This is a genomic window from Acinetobacter calcoaceticus ANC 3811 (assembly GCF_000399665.1).
Taxonomy (GTDB): Bacteria; Pseudomonadota; Gammaproteobacteria; order Pseudomonadales; family Moraxellaceae; genus Acinetobacter; species Acinetobacter calcoaceticus_B.
Genome location: NZ_KB976986.1, coordinates 304,344 through 324,986 on the forward strand (window position 1 = coordinate 304,344; position 20,643 = coordinate 324,986).

The following is a 20,643-nucleotide window of genomic DNA, read 5'->3' on the forward strand; positions in this document are numbered from 1 at the left end:
CATACATCATTTAAAATTAAAGATGCGTACTCTTATAACAAAAATCACATAATTTGATTGTTATGTTTTATAGAATAAAAGCGGTATATAGGTATAAAAAAAGCCCAACTGAGTCAGGCTTTTTTGCAGTAGCAACCAGATTAGTAGCTTTCTGGTACTGCACTTAAAAATTCACGGCGTGCTTCTTTGTCAGTTTTAAAATCTCCGACAAATGAAACTGTACGTGTGGTTGATTCTTGCTTACCTACACCACGCATCATCATACACATATGTGCTGAATCGATAACGACAGCGACACCACGTGCGCCAGTGACTTCAGCCACAGCTTCTGCGATTTGCTGAGTTAGGTTTTCCTGAATTTGCAAACGACGAGCAAACATCTCGGTAATACGCGCAAATTTAGATAAACCAAGAACTTTGCCTTCTGGTAAATAGGCAACATGAACACGGCCGTAGAATGGGAGGAGATGATGTTCGCAAAGCGAATAAAATTCAATATTCTTCACCAATACCATTTCATGGTTATCTGATGGGAAAACCGCATTATTGGTGACTTCTTCTAAAGTTTTACTATAGCCAGAAGTTAAATATGAAAAAGCTTTAGCCGCACGCACAGGCGTATCTTTAAGGCCGGGACGATCAAGATCTTCACCGACGGCAGTCAGAATATTTGCGTACGATTGCTGCATAGACATAAGAATGTTCACTTACACTGGTTGAACAAAACGGCATTCTATCAGAAAACTATAAAAAGTCTGAATTCTGTAGAAAATGCCGCTTTATTGTTGGTACTTGGGATTTTTTTCTGCGCGTTTAAGCAGTACGAGAACGGCGCCTGTGCCACCTTGGTTTTCTGGTGCACTTACAAAAGCTAAAACATCGCGGTGCTGACGTAACCATCCATTGACATAGGTTTTTAAGACCGCTTCAGGGCCTTTACCATGTACAATTTTGATCACATTTTGATTTTCATCTTTTGCCATCTGGATAATGTGTAAAACTGCGTCACGTGCTTGCTCAATCGTACAACCGTGTAAATCTACCGCTTCAAACCAACGTATTTTTCCAGCTTTTAAGTCTTCAAAAACTTTATGCTGAAGGGTAGCAATGCGATAGCTTAATGTGGCTTGGCTTGCGACAGGATTTAAAGCAGCTTGAGTATCAGATAGCTCGGCATGCTCAGTGTCACGACCACCTTCGGCAGCTGCACGTTTAGCTAATGTTTGAGCATCAACTTTTTTTGCACGCGGAGTTCTTATATCAGCAATATTACTATTGTTGATGGGTTTAACACCTGCTACAGCGCTTTGAAACAGATTTGCATTTTCCAATTCTTCAGACTCAGCCTGAGGTGGTTTGACCTCAGGCTGACTTGCGATTTTGCTTGAATGAGGATTGGAGATTTGCTTTTTAAATTGCTTCAATAACTTTTGTTGCTCTTTAGAAAGCGATGAATCTTTATTACTCATATATCTTCTATTAAACCGTTTGGGGTTGTCCAAAAAGGGCGTTAAAGGCTTGATCTGGTCTTGGTTGTTTCATAAAACTTTCACCAACCAAGAAAGTGTGAATATCATGTTCTTGCATCATACGAACATCTTCTGGAGTGGCAATGCCACTTTCAGTCACGAGTAAACGAGATGCAGGAAGCAAATTTTTCAAACGGATTGATGTCTTTAAATCAACATCAAAGGTTTTTAAATTGCGGTTATTTACACCTAACAAACATTGCTCAGACAACTTTAAAGCACGTTCCAGTTCTTCTTCGTCATGAACTTCAACTAATACATCAAGTTGATGTTCAAAAGCAGTTTTAGACATTTCTTCAAGTTGTTGATTTGATAAAGATGCAACAATCAATAAAATACAGTCAGCATGTAAAGCACGTGCTTCGACTACATTATATGGATCGATCAGAAAGTCTTTACGTAAAGCAGGTAATGCACAGTGGCTTCGTGCGATTGCAATATTTTCATCTGCACCCTGAAAAAAATCAACATCAGTCAAAACAGATAAACATGCTGCTCCAGCTTGTTCATATTGCTCGGCAATTTCAGCAGGATTAAAATCTGCACGAATAATGCCTTTTGATGGAGATGCTTTTTTAATTTCAGCAATCACGGCAGGGCGCTTATGCTGTAAAGCTTTTGCGAATCCTCGTACAGGAGTCGCAGCTTTCGCTAGTTCTTCAACATCTTGCAAATTACGTTGTTTTAAACGTGCAGCAAGTTCCTCATGTTTACGGTCAACAATTTTACCTAAAATGGTATTTTGAATATTAATCATGAGAAATCCTTAATCTGCCTGACATTGTTTTAATGTTTTAGTAAATTCAGCCAAAACACTCATTTTCTCTAAAGCTTGTCCGCCATAGATAATATCTTGCGCGAATGTAACAGCCTGAGCATAAGTCTTGGTAATGCCTGCTACATAGATGCCTGCGCCAGCATTAAGCGCAATCATATTTGCTGCTTTTTCGCCAATATCGGATTTATTTTTACCTAATGCATCTTTAATCAGCTTTAAGCTTGCCGCTGCATCTGAAACCACTAAGCCATTTAGGGTTTGTGATTCAATGCCGACATCTTCAGGGGTAAGTGTCCATTCAGTAATTTCGCCGTCTTTCAACTCTGCAATAGTAGTAGGAGCAGCAAGGCTGATTTCATCGAGTCCATCTCTTGAATGAACAACCATGACATGTTCAGCACCAAGTTGCTTCATTACCTCTGCGATAGGACCACAAAGCTCATCTGAAAATACGCCAATGACAAAGCGTTTTACACCAGCCGGATTCGTAAGCGGACCGAGTAAATTGAAAATGCTGCGAACACCAAGCTCACGACGTGGGCCTACAGCATATTTCATTGCTTTGTGGTGGTTTGGAGCGAATAAAAACCCTACACCCATCTCACGAATACAGCGCTCAGTTTGTTGCATGTCTAAATCAAGGTTAATACCGGCTTGTTCAAGTAGGTCAGATGAACCCGATTTACTTGAAACACCTCGGTTACCATGTTTTGCAATGGTCGCACCAGCTGCCGCAATCACAAAGCTTGAAGCAGTAGAGACATTAAATAAGTTTTGTCCATCACCACCAGTACCGACAATATCAACTAAATATTTGATATCACTGACATCAATTTTAATCGCGAATTCACGCATGACACGTGCGGCAGCAGTAATTTCATCAATACTTTCACCTTTCATGCGAAGGCCCATCATTAAAGCACCAATTTGTGCTTCGGTTGCCTCACCTTGCATGATGCTACGCATAATGTCTTCCATTTGCGGCTGAGTCAGGTGAATATTTTTTGTAATATGGTTAAGTGCTTGTTGAATATTCATAGTGATCACTTATGCATAAATATCTAAAAAGTTTTTAAAGATTTGATGGCCATGTTGACTCAAGATTGATTCTGGATGGAACTGCACACCTTCGACAGGTAATGTCTTATGTTTAACACCCATGATTTCTTCCATTGAGCCATCTGCTTCATTGGTCCAGCACGTTACTTCAAGGCAATCAGGCAGTGTTTGCTGATCAATCACCAAAGAGTGATAACGAGTTGCCGAGAATGGGCTAGGGAGGTTACTGAAAATACCTTTATTACTGTGGTACATATCAGATAAACGTCCGTGCATAACCGTTTTGGCTCTTACAATGTTTCCGCCAAAAGCTTGCCCAATACTTTGATGCCCTAAACACACGCCAAGCAAAGGAATTTTTCCGGCAAAGTGGTTAATTGCAGGAATTGAAATACCAGCTTCACTTGGAGAGCAAGGGCCAGGACCAATAACTAGATATTTAGGTTGCCATCGTTCAATATCCTCTAATGTGACTTGATCATTGCGAACAACTTTTACTTCCTGATCCAACTCGCCAAAATACTGGACGATGTTGTAGGTAAAAGAGTCGTAATTGTCGATCATTAGAAGCATGATGAACTTAACCTCATAATAATTAATATATATTTAATAAGTGACTAGAATAGTTACTCACATTAATACTCACTTTTTAGAAAGAACTTCTTGATTAAAAAAATAAAAAGCCACTTTCTAAGCGGCTAATATAACAAAAAATGAAGTGAGCAGTTTAACTATTTCATTCGTTAGAAATTTGCAGAAAAAATGACTTTGAGAAGTTAGCCTTTTTGAGATGATAGATAACTACAACTCAGGCAAAATAAACTTTTCATTAGAAATAGAAAATGATTCTGCCTGAGTTAAAAAAGAAGATTAAATCGCACGAGTGTTGTAAATCAACCAGCCTAAAACTTCTCCAGACAAAAGTTCAGCTAGTCTTTCTTGAACAGTTTGATGGTAACGATTTAACCAGTCTTTCTCTTCATTGGTTAGCATATCATTAACGATACAATCTAAATGAATCGGGCAAAGGGTCAGTGTTTCAAACTCCAAAAATTCACCGTAAGTTTTTTCAAATCCAGAGTGAAGTTTGTTAGCAACCAGATTTTCAATGCGAACTCCGTATTGTCCCTCATGGTATAAGCCCGGCTCGTTAGAAATAATCATTCCTTCACGCAACTTACTATAGGCATGTATAGGCGCGTAATAAGAAAGAACTTGCGGACCTTCATGAACGTTAAGCGCAAAGCCTACGCCGTGGCCTGTTCCATGTCGATAATCTAAACCATGTTGCCATAAAGTATTACGACAAATTGAATCGAGTAGCGGTGCAGCTAAACCTTCTGGATAAATCGTTTTTGCCAAAGCAATATGGCATTTTAAAACCAGAGTATAGTCACGTTTTTGTGGCCCTGTTGGCGTGCCTACAGGAACAACACGAGTAATATCCGTTGTTCCATCTACATATTGCCCACCTGAGTCAATCAGCAATAGACCATCGCCTTCGATAAATGAATAGTGTTCTTCAGTTGCACGGTAGTGGGGTAAAGCACCATTAGCATTAAAGCCTGCAATCGTTGAAAAACTTGGCCCTATAAATCCATCTTGCTGAGCACGGAAAGCTGTAATCTTTTCATCAATGGTTAGTTCTGAAATGCTTTCACCATGATGAAGTTCTTTCTCTAACCAGTGGAAAAAGTGGCAAAGCGCAACTCCATCTTTAACCATTGCATGACGGATATGAGCAATTTCGCTTTCATGTTTACGCGATTTAAAAAGCGTACTCGGGTTGATGTCATATACAACCCGAATATCTTTTGCGATAGCTTGTTCATGAAAAATCGACACTTTCGCTGGATCTAAAAGTACTGAGGCATCAGAAATATTCGCTAAAAACTTAGCTGTATCTTCGTAGTTACGAATTTCAATACCATCGGCTGCCAAAGCTTGCTGAATGCTTACATCAACTTTTTCAGCATCAATAAAAAGAATCGTTTGTTTTGCACTGACATATAAATGTGAAAGGAACACGGGGTTATATTCTACATCTTGCCCACGTGCATTTAAGATCCATGCAATATCGTCTAAAGATGAAATGAAATGACCCGCAATATTCTTGCTATGTAAAGTTTCACGAATAGCCTGAATTTTTTCTTTACGAGATAAGGCATTTAGCCCTTCAGGCATGAAATGAATTTTCTTTGATGGAAGTTCTGGGCGGTTTAACCAAATCTCTCCAACTAAATCTTGTTGGGTTTCGAGTTTATAATTATTAACTCGTGCAGTATGTTCAAGCGCCTTAAATTGCTGAATTGATAAAGTATGCCCATTTACTACAATGACTGATTCTGGTTGTAGATTTTTTTCAATCCAAGCGAGATGTGCTGAAGATTCATCACTTGTTAATTTTTGAAGTTCAAAGCCAGTTCCAACAAGTTGTTGCTCGGCTTGTACCCAATAGCGACCATCTGCCCAGAGGCCAGCAAAGTTTTGGGTCACGACGAGTGTACCAACCGAACCACTAAAACCACTGAGCCATTCTCTTGCTTTCCAGTAGTCCGGTAAATATTCTGACATGTGAGGATCGGCACTCATCACAATTAAAGCATCAACATGCTGATTGCGCATGAGTTCACGAAGTTTCTCAAGTTTTTCTGGAACAGTTAAAACGCTCATATAGTTTCCAACTCAGGTTGAACTTTACTGGTACTTTTGTTCATTAATCTATTGATAGGTTTCTTTAATAAAAATAACACGATTGCACCAATTACTAACGCCAAAACACATCGCATAAATAGGGTAGGTAAATGATTAATACCATCTGCTGATACGTGCCCGCCAATTAAACCAGCGATAAGGTTACCTAAAGCTGAACCCGTGAACCATAGACCCATAATTTGACCACGTATGACATCAGGTGCAAGTTTAGTCATGGTAGATAGACCAATCGGGCTTAAGCAAAGCTCTCCGATAGTAAGTAAAAATAAAGTAGCTACTAACCAAAATGGTGAAACTAAGCCACCATCAATTGCAAAACGGCTTGCAAATGACATAACTAGAAAGCCACCTGCTGCAAGTAAAAGCGCAATAATAAATTTACTGATATAACTTGGGTCTTTATTTGACTTACCAAGTTTAGCCCAAAGCCATGCTGCAATTGGGGCAAAAATAATAATAAAAAGCGCATTAATTGATTGAAACCATACTGCTGGAATCTCAAATCCGAAAACATTACGGTCTGTGTAATCTTGCGCAAATAAATTAAAAGACGTTGGTTTTTGCTCAAAGGCAGACCAAAAAAGAGCGGAGGTTGCTAATAAGACAAAGCAGATAATAATTTTAAATTTTTCATGTTTTTCTAAACCAAGGAAAAATAATAAATAGATAAAATAAGCGATAATTCCAATGCCTATTCCGACTGTTAAGTAAGTTGCGACCGCGACCGGATTGATATGAATAACGCCAAAGAAGGTAATAGTAGTAACGACTGCAACACTGAATAAAAATGAGAAAGCAATTTTTGGTGCATTTTTATTTTCTACGACAGGTTTATTCCAGTTGTCAGTTTGCTGACGCAGTTGATTGAAGGACTGTAGTTGAGGAATGGCTAATGCTCGGAAAATGAGTAATGCAACTAACATTCCAAGGCCGCCAATCCCAAAACCTAGATGCCAGCCATGATCGCGAGCTAATATACCTGTAATAAGCGGGGCGATAAACGACCCCATATTGATGCCCATATAAAAAATGGAGAAACCAGCATCACGTCTATTATCTTGTGCTTTATATAGGGTTCCGACAATCACTGAAATACAGGTTTTAAATAATCCTGAACCAATAACGATAAGGACTAGGCCGAAATAAAAAAAGAATTGATCAAAGATAGGCGTAAGCGCAATTGATAAATGACCTAATGCAATAATGAGGGAGCCATACCAGACGGATCGTGCTTGGCCTAACCAATTGTCGGCAATCCAACCACCTAAAACGGTCATTAAATACATAGAGCCTGCAAATAACCCAACAATTGCGGCGGCAGTAGGACGGTCAAGACCTAGACCCCCATCATTGACCATCGCAACCATATAAAGAACGAGTAAGGGACGAATTCCATAGTAAGAAAAGCGTTCCCACAGTTCTGTAAAAAATAAAGTTTTTAAGGGTTTTGGATGGCCGAAAAAAGCTGTGTCACATTGTTCGAGTTCATGCTTCATTTCAAATCCTTTGAACATATTTGTAGTTTAATAAGCCAAACTTTTAGTTTGTTTAGTTATAAAAAAAAGTTATGTTTTATTTTTTAGATTTTTTTAAATCGAAAAGCAAGTTGGTCATGTATAAAAAAGGTATATAACAAATGGTAAAAAACTTCCCTTTAGTTTCTTAACCTGCTACCGCACCAAAGCTGATCAAAACTTGATTCAAGGTAGGGAGAAATAAGTTGTTTTTAATTGGTGTAAAAATAGAAGGCGTTGTAAAAAGAAAAATAATTTCATCAATCTTCTGCATTTTAATAAGTGAAGGAGATGAGCCGATACCTAATTTTCTAATTTTTTAGAGGGCTATTCTTCAAAGCAATATTTGCATGAGAACCTTTTTGGTAAAGGCATGAGTAGATATAGCAGGCTCAGCTAAAGGTTACATTTTATAAGTCATCTTTTATTATTTTCATTTATTGCAATAAGAATGTCAGCTTTCTATATGAGAAAGTATTATGATCATGAATTACTGTTAGATATTGATGCGATGGTTCATATTGGCGCAACAATTTTGCACTAAATTAGGGCGATTGCGGGCTATTCTTGTATGCCATAATTTGAAAATGTCTGAATATGGTGCATTTAACGATGCAAACAGTATAATGGGTTCAAGACAAGGGACCTAAATCATAGATAGTTATAAGCAATTCAATGTTTTAGGTAAGTCTTATAAAGTTGGTATGAGAATTGCTATATACATACCAGCAATTAACACGCACTTAACAAGTGCAACAAAATTTCATTGGAGCAAAATGAGCATGGCGAACAAGGTCCTTCAACTCATACAAGAAAGTGGCGCAAAATGGGTCGATTTTCGCTTTACTGATACTAAGGGTAAAGAACAGCACGTAACTTACCCAGCTGATTCTATTGATGAAGATACTTTTGAAGACGGTAAAATGTTTGATGGTTCTTCAATCGCTGGTTGGAAAGGCATTGAAGCATCTGATATGATTTTACGTCCAGATGCAGAAACTGGTTTTGTTGACCCGTTCTTTGCTGAACCAACTGTAGTTGTGACTTGTGACGTTATTGAACCTTCAACTGGTCAAGGTTATGAGCGTGACCCACGTTCGATTGCTCGCCGTGCAGAAGAATACTTAAAATCTACAGGTATCGGTGATACTGCATTCTTTGGTCCAGAACCAGAATTCTTTGTATTTGACGAAGTGAAGTGGGACATCGATATGTCTGGCGCTCGTCATACATTGATCGCTGAAGAAGCTGCTTGGTCTACTGGTAAAGATTACGAGTCTGGTAACTCTGGTCACCGTCCACGTGTTAAAGGCGGTTACTTCCCAGTTCCTCCAGTTGATTCTTCACAAGATATGCGTGCAGAAATGTGTGCAAAAATTGAAGACATCATGGGCCCAGGTCGTGTAGAAGTACATCACCACGAAGTTGCTTCTTGCCAGTTAGAAATTGGTGTGAGCTTCAATACACTTGTACGTAAAGCTGACGAAGTTCAACAGTTCAAATATGCTGTTTGGAACGTTGCTCACCAATATGCAAAAACTGCAACCTTTATGCCTAAACCAATGGTAGGTGATAACGGTTCTGGTATGCACGTTCACATGTCTATCTCTAAAGATGGCAAGAACTTGTTTGCTGGTGATGAATATGCAGGTCTTTCAGAAATGGCATTGTATTTCATCGGTGGTGTAATCAAGCATGCTCGTGCATTGAACGCAATCACAAACCCATCTACAAACTCATACAAGCGTTTGGTTCCTCACTTCGAAGCGCCAATCATGCTTGCTTACTCAGCACGTAACCGTTCTGCGTCTATCCGTATTCCATACGTTTCTAGCCCTAAAGGTAAGCGTATCGAAGCTCGTTTCCCAGACCCAATGATGAACCCGTACTTAGGTTTCGCTGCATTGTTAATGGCTGGTATCGACGGTATTCAAAACAAGATCCATCCGGGCGAAGCTGCTGATAAGAACTTGTACGATCTTCCTCCTGAAGAAGAAGCAAAAATCCCAACAGTTGCTCATAGCTTAGATATGGCTCTTGAAGCACTTCAAGCAGATCACGAATTCTTGTTAAAAGGCGGCGTGTTCACTAAAGAAATGCTTGATGCATACATCGAACTTAAAACTGAAGATGTACGTCGTCTTAACACGACTACTCACCCAGTTGAATTCGATATGTACTACAGCTTGTAATACATATTTTCGTAAAAAAGCCTGCTTATGCAGGCTTTTTTATTGCTTGGAATGTTGATTGAATTCTCTACGTTTTTTATCAAAAAATTGGGGTAAACTAGGTGCGAGTTTTCATGTGAGCAGATTATGCGTAAACGACAACCAGTACTTAAACAGGAAAAGACTTTAAATCCTGAGTTGAAAACATGGTTGTATGCGTCTGGTTCTCTGACTCAACAATTGACTGAACTTGGTGGTGGCCAGTTTAGTGTGAAGCCTTTTCAAGAACATTTTCAGCGTTTAACTTTTGCAGATAGTCAGTGGATGAAGATGTCTCATGCTCACACTTCGTGGGTAAGGGAAACTTATTTATATGGCTGTGAAGCAGAGCCATGGGTGAAAGCAAAAAGTATTTTCCCAATTCAAAGTTTACAAAAAAAAGCCCGTATATTTCAGCACATTGGTTCTAAGCCAATTGGCTTTTTTCTATTTCAAAGAACAACTCCGCTTTGTGACCGCCGTGTCATTCGTTTGCCAGAAGGTTGGACAAGACAAAGTTGCTATACTTGGCATGGGTGTAAATTTATTGTTCAAGAAACCTTCTTACCGGCTTTTGAAGCTTTTTTAAATCAGCAGCACGACAAGGATTACTATGACGACTGCAACAAGCACAACATGGCGTCAGCGCTTAGAAGCTTATTATTATCTATGTCGATTTGATAAGCCAATTGGTACTGAACTGGTTTTTTGGCCAACCATGTGGGCGCTTTGGGTTGCATCAAAAGGAATACCTGATTTAGGTATTTTATTTGTCATGATTTTAGGCGTGATTTTTATGCGCGCTGCGGGATGTGCGATTAATGACTTTGCAGACCGTAAAGTAGATGCTCATGTTGAGCGTACTAAAACGCGTCCGCTCGCAACTGGAATTATTCGTGCAAGAGAAGCAGTATATGTGTTCTTGGTGCTAGTGTTAGCAAGTGCATGTCTATTGTTCTTTTTACCCATTGAAACCTTTTACTGGTCATTTGGTGCATTATTTTTAGCGTTCATTTATCCATTTATGAAGCGCTATACCAACTTACCTCAAGTCTTTTTAGGTGCGGCATTTTCATGGTCGATTCCAATGGCCTTTACTGCGGTAGGTAAAACCCCAGATTTGATCTGCTGGCTTCTCTACTTTGGTAATTTGGCTTGGACAGTGGCTTATGACACTCAATATGCAATTACAGACCGTGAATATGATTTAAAGATTGGCGTGAAATCTACAGCTATTCTTTTTGGTCGATATGACATCCAGATTATTGCACTTTTACAGGCAACCAGCCTTGTTTTGATTGGTGCCGCACTATATTTAGAAAATATCTTATTTCCATGGGCGATCATTGCTTTAATTATTGTTGCATTCGATTTTATATATCAAACAATTAAAACCAAAGACCGCAACCCTCAAGTATGTTTTTGGGCATTCCGTCACAATCGCTGGGTTGGATTAATTATTTTTCTAGGAATATTTTTAAATTTCATATAGTAAAAGTGACCGTAAGGTTGAAAAGTGTTCTATGCAGAGCACTTTTTTTATGTCTTAATATTCGTGCATAAAAAATATGCGGAATAAATAATACATAAAAAAGGATATTCTATGAAACGGTCAAAAATTGCTTTAGCTATAACATTATCGGTTTCAACATTATTTCTTGCAGCATGTAATGACAATGATGATGACTTTATTGGCATAAATCCTGATAAAACTTATGTTTCTGAAAAAGCCTATTCTAAGGATAGCTTAAGCGGTGCTTCATCTATAAAAGTCATGACTTATAACATGGTCAATGTACAAGGAAAAACAGCTGAAGCAACGGCGTTAGTGATGTTTCCTAAAGCAAGTCAGCCTAAAGATGGTTATCGCGTAGTGGTATGGGAGCATGGTACTGTAGGCGTAGGAGATAGTTGTGCTCCAAGCAATAATACGATTAATCCACGTTTCAAAATTCTAGCGGATACATTATTAGCAGCTGGCTATGTTGTGATTGCTCCAGACTATGAAGGTTTGGGTACTAGAGGGATGCATCCATACCTTAATTTAGGAAGTGAGGCTAAATCTGCAATTGCAGCAGTTAAAGCTGCGAAGGATCATTACGGTAGTCAGTTAAATAGTTCATGGATGTCAATTGGGCAGTCTCAAGGAGGCCATGCTTCATTAGGAACAGCTGAATTTGCTAATAACGACAGTAACTACAAAGGAGCGGTTGCAACAGCACCAGCTTCTAGCCTTGGCGATATTATTTCTAAAGTTGCTCCGCAAGCAATTAAAGGCATTCTTGAGAAAGAGCAGGCTGGTACTGCACCTGTTGGTACGGCTGTAGAAGTGTATGCTGAGCTACTCGCATATGCTGCATATACCACAGTGGGTATTACGGCTTATGAACCTAAATTTAATTATCGTGAAATTTTCCAACAACGTTCTCAGAGTGTAGCTGAGTTCGCAGAAGGGACTACTGGTGAAAATGGCGTATGTTTAACTGATTTGCATAATAAATTTGCAGATGACATTCGTGATTTTCTTGTGACTAATACTGGTAAAACAGTTTTAGATTATCCTGGTTTAGCTGGTAACTTCCAAGAAAATCCAACTGTGAAAAAGTTCTTAGACCATAATCAGCCAGCTACTAAAAAAATTAATTCACCGGTCATGATTGTTCAAGGTACTGCTGATATGGCTGTACCATATCCTATTACTAATGCCTTGCAAGAGGGGCTTAAAAAAATGGGAACTGATGTGACATTTGTGCCTGTTTTCGGGGCTGCCCATACTCAAGCGATTGTATGTAGAAATGCTGAAATTTATCAATTTGTACAATCTAAAATGCCAGCTAAAACAAATATCGTGCTTGATCCATCAGTAATAGATGCAAGTAAGAATGTTGAATGTACAGGAATAGCTCAATAATTTTTGTATTTAAAATATTCAAATTAAAAGGGTCCTAAAGAGGGCCCTTTTTGTTATATTGTTACGCATATTAAAATTGACACCATTTGAGTTTGAAGTAGTCATGAGCCAGCAACCAGTTGAAAAGAAATCTGTTCCTTGGTTATTAATGGGATTAGGCTTGTTTATTCCTTTTTTTATTATTGGAATACTTTTCTTGGCTGCAAAGAGTGATGCTAAGACTAAAAAACAATATGAACAGCAACGTTTAGAGATGGAAAAAAGAATAGCTGAAAAAGAAGCGGCAACTTCTGAAGTGAAATAACAGCAGTGCTTTTAATAAATATCCTTTTGTAGCTGACGTACACTTGGGATGTTTGTATAACGTCTTACTATATAACCTGCTTCGGTGAGCATTTGATCACGAACACGATCTTCTTCCGCTTTTTCAAGATGGGAAGGGTCATCTAGCTCAATAATGGCAATTACTTCCATCTTGTCATTAAGCACAACAAAGTCAGTAACTTTTCGGTTGAACTGACTACGAATTTTATAGTCCTTACTTGTAATTAAAGCGCTAAAAGCCACTTGTGCTAAAACATGATAACTTGGAAAACTTTGTTTTAAGCGGATAAACATTTGAGTTTCAAAGTTAGTAATAACAGGGCGAGCAAAGAATTTTTGTTTTGGAAATAAATAAGGGCGTAAACAAACAGCAAGAAAAATGCAGGTGCTTAAACAACCTAAAACAATAAAAAATAAGTGACTCGATTCGAACATGTGAAGGCATCATACAAATAAAAACCCACTCATGATGAGTGGGTTTTTAAGAATCTTGGCTCTCCAACCTGGGCTCGAACCAGGGACCTGCGGATTAACAGTCCGTCGCTCTACCGACTGAGCTATTGGAGAATCTGGAAAAGGATTTTAGGGAGGAAAGAGGGCTGGGTCAAGTCTTAATAACGGAATTAGTCAGAATATCTAATCGTTTGGTTTAAAAATATTCGAAACATTGATTTTATTAAAAATAATAGAAAATTATTAAATGATTGGATAAGAAAAAGCCCACAATAGATGCGGGCTTTTAGAATCTTGGCTCTCCCACCTGGGCTCGAACCAGGGACCTGCGGATTAACAGTCCGTCGCTCTACCGACTGAGCTATGGGAGATTAGTAGATGGCTCTCCAACCTGGGCTCGAACCAGGGACCTGCGGATTAACAGTCCGTCGCTCTACCGACTGAGCTATTGGAGAATCTGATGCGCATTTTATGGATGAAATCTAAAAGCGTCAATAAGAATATTAAAGAAAATGAATCGTTTGCTTGATTAATATGCTTTTGCGGTACTAAAAATAAAAAAACCACCCAAAAAAGGGTGGTTTTTTAGAAAGAAATAAAATTATTTCTCTACACCAGCTGGTTGACCTGCAAGTTTTGCATTTGCATAGTCCCAGTTCACTAGGCTTTCTAAGAAAGTTGCGATGTATTTAGGACGTAAGTTACGGAAATCGATGTAGTAAGCATGTTCCCATACGTCAATTGTTAATACAGCAATTTGACCATGTGCAAGTGGAGTGTCTGCATTAGAAGTTTTAGTGATAGATAATTTACCGTTTACTTCGTCAGCAACTAACCAAGCCCAACCTGAACCGAATTGAGTTGTTGCAGCAGCAGCAAATTCTTCTGCAAATTTTTCGTAGCTACCGAAAGCTTCTTCAATTTTAGCAGCGATTGCGCCAGTAGGCTTACCACCACCATTTGGCTTCATAGAATTCCAGTAGAATGTATGGTTCCAAACTTGAGCAGCGTTGTTGAAAATACCAGCTTTAGATGCATCACCAGCAGTTGCTTTGATGATTTCTTCTAAAGTTTTACCTTCAAGGTCAGTCCCTTTGATTAAGTTGTTTAAGTTAACAACATAGGTATTGTGGTGTTTATCGTGATGGTATTCTAAAGTTTCTTTACTGATATGTGGCGCTAAATCATCATAGCCATATGGAAGTGCAGGTAAAGTAATGGTTGTCATGTTCCTATTCCTTGCATTTGCTGGGTTATACAATATTAAGTGGCTCTATTGTAAATGATTCTGTTCACAATAGTGCATCGTTTTAAAGAACTATACACAATAAAGATCTAATTAATACGCATAACACAGATTGAAAAAAAGACTTAATTAAATCGGATTATTCAATTCAAAATATTCACTTTCAATTGCAAACTGCTTTGAAATTGCTTGTGCTAAACGTTGAACTCCATAACGTTCAGTTGCATGATGACCACACGCAAAATAGTGAACGCCTAATTCTTTTGCTTCATAGAAAGTTCGTTCACTGACTTCACCTGAAATATAAGCATCGCAGTTTTGCAAAGCCGCTTTAGCAATAAAATCTTGAGCACCACCCGTACAAAAGCCTACTTTTTGAATGCTTTGTTTTCCTGCTGGTAAATGAATTACCTTAAAATCAAAACTGTTTTGTAGTTTTGCTTTAAATTCGTCCACAGAAAGTGCTTGCTCTAAATAACCAATATTTCCAATTGGATGTTTCTCGGTTAAATCAAGTGGTTCTAAATTCTGTAAATTTAATTTCTCTGCAATGGCTACATTGTTGCCCAAAGTTGGGTGGGCATCTAAAGGCAGATGGTAAGCGACTAATGAAATATTATTTTGAATGAGTTTTTTAATGCGGTTGCCGCGCATTCCTGTAATTGGGTAGGGTTCGCCTTTCCAAAAATAACCATGATGTACAAGTAATAGATCCGCATTTTGAGCAATTGCTGCATCAATCGCATCTTCGGAAGCAGTAACCGCACAAACGATACGTTTTACTTCAGTTGAACCTTCAATTTGCAGGCCATTGGGTGCGTAATCTTTAAATTCTGCTGCTTTTAAGGTTTGGTCGCACCACTGAATAATTTCATGCAAATTCGCCATGATATTTCCTGAATTGAGTAGTAAATAATTGCTAAAGCTATAGAAACATATTTTGTTGTGTAACTAAAGCTAGACAAATCTTTTTTGAGTTTTTTATGTATATCGACATATTTAATTTAAAATGCTTAACTGAAAACTCTTTTTGTTCAATATATTAATTTAATTAAAAACTTTTTTGCGTAGAGGATATGAACGTGCGCCGCACCTTTACATGGTTACCTTGGGTGTTACTTATTATTGTAATTGCCAGTTTTATTGCATGGCAAAAATACCATCAGCCGAAACCAACTGTTGCAGTTGATGGGGTACAAATGCCTGCCGAGAAAGTTGAGCCACTGGTTGATACTTCACGAGCAGGCGGGGTGGTGTCTTATAGTGCTGCGGTAAAAGTTGCAGCGCCGGCAGTTGTTAATATTTTTACGACCCAGAAAGTTAAACAGAATCATCCATTGTTAAGTGATCCAGTATTCCGTGAATTTTTTGGAAATCAGGTTCCTGAACAGCAACAGCAAAATGAAAATAGTCTAGGCTCTGGGGTTATTGTACGTGCTGATGGCTATATTCTTACCAATAATCATGTGATTGCTCAGGCTGACCAAATTGTAGTGGCATTGCGTGACGGACGTCGTGCAGAAGCAACGATTGTTGGAACAGACCCTGACACAGATTTAGCAGTCATTAAAATCGATTTAGATAAATTACCTGTATTGCCATTTAAGTTAAGTGGTAATGAAGTAGGTGATGTTGTCTTGGCGATTGGTAACCCATTTGGTGTAGGGCAAACGGTCACTCAAGGTATTATTTCTGCCACTGAGCGCTCCGATTTAGGCATCAATACCTATGAAGACTTTATTCAAACAGATGCTGCAATTAACCCAGGTAACTCAGGTGGTGCATTAATTGATGTTGCTGGTAACTTAATTGGGGTGAACACTGCTATTTTCTCTCAGTCGGGTGGTTCTTTAGGTATTGGCTTCGCAATTCCAGCTAAAATTTGCCAACAAGTATTAAACTCGATTTTGAAAGATGGCCGCGTTGTACGTGGATGGTTAGGCATTAGTTTAGTACCGCCTACACAAGACGATGTATTGGCACCAAAACAACAAATTGGTGTCGTTGTTGCTGATGTTTTGAAAAGCGGGCCAGCGGCTTCAGCAGGTATAAAAGTTGGCGATAAGATTGTTCAAGTAAATAATGAACCAATCACTTCAGCATCTCATTTAATTAATTACGTTGCATTACAAGCGCCTAATAGCGAAATTAATGTAGTGGTTGAGCGAGCTGGGAAGCAAGAAAACTTTGTGGTAACAGTTGGCGAAAGAAAAAACCAAAATAGTCAATCTCAATATATACCGTTACCTAAACAGTAAAATAAAAAAAGCCTCGTAATGAGGCTTTTTTATTGGCTTAAATTAAGAATGTGTTGGTGTCTGATGTTGATGTTTGAACTCAGTTAAAGCATCAATGCGATATTGAATTAACATTTCGCCAATTTCAGCACCTTTAATGTTCTCTGGTAAATCCTGAACTTTAACAGAGCGAACCACTTGCATTGCATCTAACATGTACTGAGCTTGAGGATATGGGCGATCTTCTAGGCCTAATCTTCCTCTAGCATCGCACTCACATGCCTGTACAAAAGCTTCTACTCTCTCAGGACGGCGTAAAACATCAAGGCGTTGTAATAAACGCCATAAAGTGCCGGGTTTTAACGACATGATCTGATGACATTTTAGATGTTCTTTACACACCGATAATGCCAACTGCCGAGTTTGAGTCGGAACTTTTAAACGTTCACATAATTCAGTAACGGGTTTCACGCCACGCTCTTCATGCATGATATGGCGAGGAAGTTCGTTAACTGGCGTTAATGCTTTACCCAAATCATGTACTAAAACAGCAAACCGAACATCAAGCGAGTAGTTTGACTTACACGCTTGTTGTAAAGACATTAGGGTATGTATGCCACAGTCTACTTCAGGATGATATTCAGGACGTTGTGGTACACCAAACAATGCGTCAATTTCAGGGAAAAGATGTTTTAACGCACCGCAATCGCGTAATGTCTGAAAATAGATATCTGCATGATCTTCTAAAAGCGCACGCGAAGTTTCTTTCCATACACGTTCTGGCGTTAATGCATCAAGTTCACCTGATTCAGCCATCGTTTGCATGAGTTGTAAGGTTTCAGGTGCAATATGAAAACCATATGCAGAATATCGAGCTGCAAAGCGTGCGACACGTAAAACTCGTAAAGGATCTTCAGCAAAAGCTTCTGAAACATGTCGTAAGGTTTTATTTTCTAAATCAGTCTGACCGCCATAGGGGTCATATAATTTACCATCTTGATCCATAGCTATGGCATTGATGGTTAAATCACGGCGAATTAAATCTTCTTCTAAACTTACTGTGGTATCAGTAAAAAACTGAAAACCGTGATAGCCCTTACCGGACTTTCGCTCAGTACGTGCAAGTGCATATTCTTCTTTCGTTTCAGGATGAAGAAACACAGGAAAATCTTTGCCTACAGGTTGAAAACCTTGGGCGAGCATATGTTCAGGTGTTGCTCCGACCACAACATAGTCTTTTTCTTGATAGGGATGCCCAAGTAGAAAATCTCGGACGGCACCGCCTACTAAATACACTTGCATGAAAAAACCTCTATTCTTCAAGCAATCATGCTACAGAATAGAGGTTTTCTCAAGTCATTAGACAGGCTTTTCGTAAAAAGCTCTTTCTAAATTATTTTTCTAATTGCTGGATTTCAGCAACAGTTAAAGCAGTCATATTGATAAGACGACGAGTGGTTGCTGTCGGTGTCAAAATATGAACAGGTTTTGCTGCGCCAAGCAAAATTGGACCAATAGTAACGTTGTTACCAGAAGTTGCTTTTAACAAGTTAAATGAAATATTTGCTGCATCGAGGTTTGGCATAATGAGCAAGTTTGCAGAACCTTTAAAACGTGAACCAGGGAATGCAAATTGACGAATATTTTCGTCTAATGCCGCATCACCATGCATTTCACCTTCAACTTCAAGCTCAGGAGCTTGCTCAGATAAAATACGATAAACTTCACGCATTTTTTGAGCACTTGAATCAGTCTGGTCGCTACCAAAACTTGAATGAGAAAGTAGTGCTACACGTGGAGTAATACCAAAACGACGTACTTCTTCAGCTGCTAAAATAGTCATTTCAGCAAGTTGTTCAGCAGTCGGGTTAGTGTTTACGTATGTATCTGCAATAAACAAGTTACGATCTTCAAGCATTAATGCATTTAATGTGAAGAAGTTATTCATGCCTTCTTTAAGACCGATAACATTACGTACAAAGTCGAGGTGAATGTTATAGCTACTATAAGTACCACATAACATACCATCTGCTTTGCCAAACTTAACGAGAAGAGCAGCGATTAAAGTCGAACGACGACGAGCTTCACGTTTAGCATATTCAACCGTGATGCCTTTACGTTGCATTGTCTGATGGTAGTCTTTCCAGAACTCTTCATACAATGGATTTTGTTCTTGATCAACAATCTCAATATTTACGCCATGTTGTAAACGTAGGCCTAATTTTTTGATATTTGCTTCAATTACAGCAGTACGACCTACTAAAATTGGTTTAGCTAAATCTTCATCAACTGCAATTTGTACTGCACGTAATACGCGTTCGTCTTCACCTTCCGCATATGCAATACGCTTTGGATCAGCTTTTGCTTGAGCAAAAATTGGTTTCATCAAGAATGCAGAGTTATATACAAACTCAGACAATTTTTGACGATATACAGCGAAATCTTCGATAGGACGAGTTGCTACACCTGAGTCCATTGCAGCTTTAGCAACCGCTGGTGCGATTTCTAAAATTAAGCGTTGATCAAGTGGGCGTGGAATTAAATAGTCACGACCAAATGAAGCAGATTTTTCACCATATGTAGCTGCATCAGCTTCGATATGAGCCATACGCGCAATTGCATGTACACATGCAATTTTCATGTCTTCATTAATTGTAGTTGCACCAACGTCAAGTGCACCACGGAAAATGTATGGGAAACATAATGCGTTGTTTACTTGGTTTGGATAGTCAGAACGACCAGTTGCCATAATAACGTCAGAGCGTACTTCATGTGCATGTTCAGGTAAAATTTCTGGATCTGGGTTTGCCAAAGCAAAAATAATAGGGTTCTCAGCCATGTGTTTCACCATTTCTTTGGTGAGAATACCAGCAGCAGAAAGACCCAAGAACATATCTGCACCAGCCATTACTTCATGAAGCTGAGATGCTGTAATATCTTGAACATAACGTTTTTTAGATTCGTCTAAGCCTTCACGTGAAGTCGTTAATAGACCACGAGAATCGGCAACAATAATATTTTCTTTTTTAGCACCAAGCGCACAAAGCAAGTCTAAACATGAAAGTGCTGCTGCACCTGCACCTGAAGCTACGATTTTGATTTCATCAATTTTCTTATTTACAAGTTGCAATGCATTGAGCAAAGCTGAACCTACAATAATACTTGTACCGTGTTGATCGTCATGGAATACAGGAATTTTCATGCGTTCACGAAGTTTCTTTTCAATATAGAAACATTCTGGCGCTTTAATATCTTCGAGGTTGATACCACCGAAAGTTGGCTCAAGAGAGGCAACAATATCTACGATCTTATCTGGATCGTTTTCTGCAATTTCGATGTCAAATACGTCAACACCAGCAAACTTTTTGAAGAGAACGCCTTTACCTTCCATTACAGGTTTAGAAGCCAATGGGCCAATATTACCTAAACCAAGAACAGCGGTACCGTTAGTTACTACAGCAACCAAGTTTCCGCGTGCGGTATATTTAGCAGCAGTTGAAGGGTCACGTTCAATCTCTAAACATGGCGCAGCAACTCCGGGTGAGTAGGCTAAAGCCAAATCTCGTTGGTTGACAAGTTGCTTACTTGGGGTAACGCTGATTTTCCCTGGGTTTGGATATTCATGGTAATTTAAAGCGGCCTGTTTTAAAGATTGATCGTCCATCTG

General features: G+C 38.9%; 18 protein-coding genes and 3 tRNA genes. 6 read left to right on the forward strand and 15 right to left on the reverse strand.

Annotation, left to right across the window (positions count from 1 at the left end; genetic code table 11):
* Nucleotides 1-140: 140 nt before the first annotated feature.
* From folE to F935_RS02695, 7 genes are all read right to left on the reverse strand, one after another.
* Nucleotides 141-689, reverse strand: coding sequence for a GTP cyclohydrolase I FolE (folE, locus tag F935_RS02665; protein WP_002118643.1), 549 nt, complete (start codon nt 687-689; stop codon nt 141-143).
* 90 nt (nt 690-779) lie between these two features.
* Nucleotides 780-1,469, reverse strand: a complete 690-nt coding sequence (locus F935_RS02670; protein WP_016137489.1) for a Smr/MutS family protein — start codon at nt 1,467-1,469, stop codon at nt 780-782.
* 10 nt (nt 1,470-1,479) lie between these two features.
* Nucleotides 1,480-2,286: an indole-3-glycerol phosphate synthase TrpC gene (trpC, locus tag F935_RS02675; protein WP_016137490.1), complete on the reverse strand. Its 807-nt coding sequence runs from the start codon at nt 2,284-2,286 to the stop codon at nt 1,480-1,482.
* 9 nt (nt 2,287-2,295) lie between these two features.
* Entirely contained in the window at nt 2,296-3,345 is a 1,050-nt protein-coding gene (trpD, locus tag F935_RS02680) for an anthranilate phosphoribosyltransferase (protein ID WP_016137491.1), read from the reverse strand.
* Nucleotides 3,346-3,354: 9 nt separating this feature from the next.
* A complete protein-coding gene (locus F935_RS02685) occupies nt 3,355-3,939 on the reverse strand; it encodes an anthranilate synthase component II (RefSeq protein WP_003650566.1) in 585 nt (194 codons plus the stop codon).
* Between the two features lie 297 nt (nt 3,940-4,236).
* The gene (locus tag F935_RS02690) at nt 4,237-6,039 is read right to left on the reverse strand and encodes an aminopeptidase P family protein (protein WP_016137492.1); all 1,803 of its coding nucleotides are present in this window, start codon (nt 6,037-6,039) and stop codon (nt 4,237-4,239) included.
* Nucleotides 6,036-7,595 carry a peptide MFS transporter gene (locus F935_RS02695; protein ID WP_080645517.1) on the reverse strand — a complete coding sequence of 520 codons (1,560 nt, stop codon included), beginning with the start codon at nt 7,593-7,595 and terminating at the stop codon, nt 6,036-6,038. Before F935_RS02695 ends, F935_RS02690 begins: the two co-directional genes overlap by 4 nt.
* Before the next feature lie 776 nt (nt 7,596-8,371).
* On the opposite strand from F935_RS02695, the gene glnA reads away from it, so the two are divergent.
* The 5 genes from glnA (at nt 8,372) to F935_RS02720 (ending at nt 13,020) form a co-directional block, all read left to right on the forward strand.
* On the forward strand, nt 8,372-9,787 hold the full coding sequence (gene glnA, locus F935_RS02700; RefSeq protein WP_003650573.1) for a type I glutamate--ammonia ligase: 1,416 nt from the start codon (nt 8,372-8,374) through the stop codon (nt 9,785-9,787).
* A 126-nt stretch (nt 9,788-9,913) separates the two neighbouring features.
* Nucleotides 9,914-10,486 (forward strand): chorismate--pyruvate lyase family protein, encoded by a 573-nt coding sequence (locus tag F935_RS02705; protein ID WP_016137494.1) that lies wholly within the window; start codon nt 9,914-9,916, stop codon nt 10,484-10,486.
* The gene (gene ubiA, locus F935_RS02710; protein WP_035366025.1) at nt 10,419-11,297 is read left to right on the forward strand and encodes a 4-hydroxybenzoate octaprenyltransferase; all 879 of its coding nucleotides are present in this window, start codon (nt 10,419-10,421) and stop codon (nt 11,295-11,297) included. Before F935_RS02705 ends, ubiA begins: the two co-directional genes overlap by 68 nt.
* 111 nt (nt 11,298-11,408) lie before the next feature.
* Nucleotides 11,409-12,716 (forward strand): alpha/beta hydrolase family protein, encoded by a 1,308-nt coding sequence (locus F935_RS02715; protein ID WP_016137496.1) that lies wholly within the window; start codon nt 11,409-11,411, stop codon nt 12,714-12,716.
* A 103-nt stretch (nt 12,717-12,819) separates the two neighbouring features.
* Entirely contained in the window at nt 12,820-13,020 is a 201-nt protein-coding gene (locus F935_RS02720; RefSeq protein ID WP_016137497.1) for a hypothetical protein, read from the forward strand.
* 11 nt (nt 13,021-13,031) lie between these two features.
* On the opposite strand, the gene F935_RS02725 is transcribed toward F935_RS02720, so the two are convergent.
* The 6 genes from F935_RS02725 to F935_RS02750 all read right to left on the reverse strand — a co-directional run bounded on the left by F935_RS02725 (nt 13,032) and on the right by F935_RS02750 (nt 15,627).
* Nucleotides 13,032-13,475, reverse strand: coding sequence for a DUF2726 domain-containing protein (locus tag F935_RS02725; RefSeq protein WP_016137498.1), 444 nt, complete (start codon nt 13,473-13,475; stop codon nt 13,032-13,034).
* 56 nt (nt 13,476-13,531) lie between these two features.
* Nucleotides 13,532-13,607 (reverse strand) — tRNA-Asn (locus tag F935_RS02730).
* 181 nt (nt 13,608-13,788) lie between these two features.
* Nucleotides 13,789-13,864: transfer RNA gene (locus F935_RS02735), tRNA-Asn, on the reverse strand.
* Between the two features lie 8 nt (nt 13,865-13,872).
* Nucleotides 13,873-13,948 (reverse strand) — tRNA-Asn (locus tag F935_RS02740).
* Between the two features lie 146 nt (nt 13,949-14,094).
* A complete protein-coding gene (locus F935_RS02745) occupies nt 14,095-14,721 on the reverse strand; it encodes a superoxide dismutase (protein WP_003650584.1) in 627 nt (208 codons plus the stop codon).
* A 147-nt stretch (nt 14,722-14,868) separates the two neighbouring features.
* Nucleotides 14,869-15,627, reverse strand: a complete 759-nt coding sequence (locus F935_RS02750) for a Nif3-like dinuclear metal center hexameric protein (protein WP_016137499.1) — start codon at nt 15,625-15,627, stop codon at nt 14,869-14,871.
* Between the two features lie 194 nt (nt 15,628-15,821).
* Here F935_RS02750 and F935_RS02755 point away from each other — a divergent pair, with 194 nt between their 5' ends.
* Complete coding sequence (locus F935_RS02755) at nt 15,822-16,997, forward strand: S1C family serine protease (protein WP_016137500.1); 1,176 nt, start codon at nt 15,822-15,824, stop codon at nt 16,995-16,997.
* A 42-nt stretch (nt 16,998-17,039) separates the two neighbouring features.
* Here F935_RS02755 and F935_RS02760 read toward each other — a convergent pair whose 3' ends face one another.
* Both F935_RS02760 and F935_RS02765 read right to left on the reverse strand, forming a co-directional pair.
* A complete protein-coding gene (locus tag F935_RS02760; protein ID WP_016137501.1) occupies nt 17,040-18,278 on the reverse strand; it encodes a multifunctional CCA addition/repair protein in 1,239 nt (412 codons plus the stop codon).
* 91 nt (nt 18,279-18,369) lie between these two features.
* Nucleotides 18,370-20,640, reverse strand: a complete 2,271-nt coding sequence (locus F935_RS02765; RefSeq protein ID WP_016137502.1) for an NADP-dependent malic enzyme — start codon at nt 20,638-20,640, stop codon at nt 18,370-18,372.
* Nucleotides 20,641-20,643: the final 3 nt, after the last annotated feature.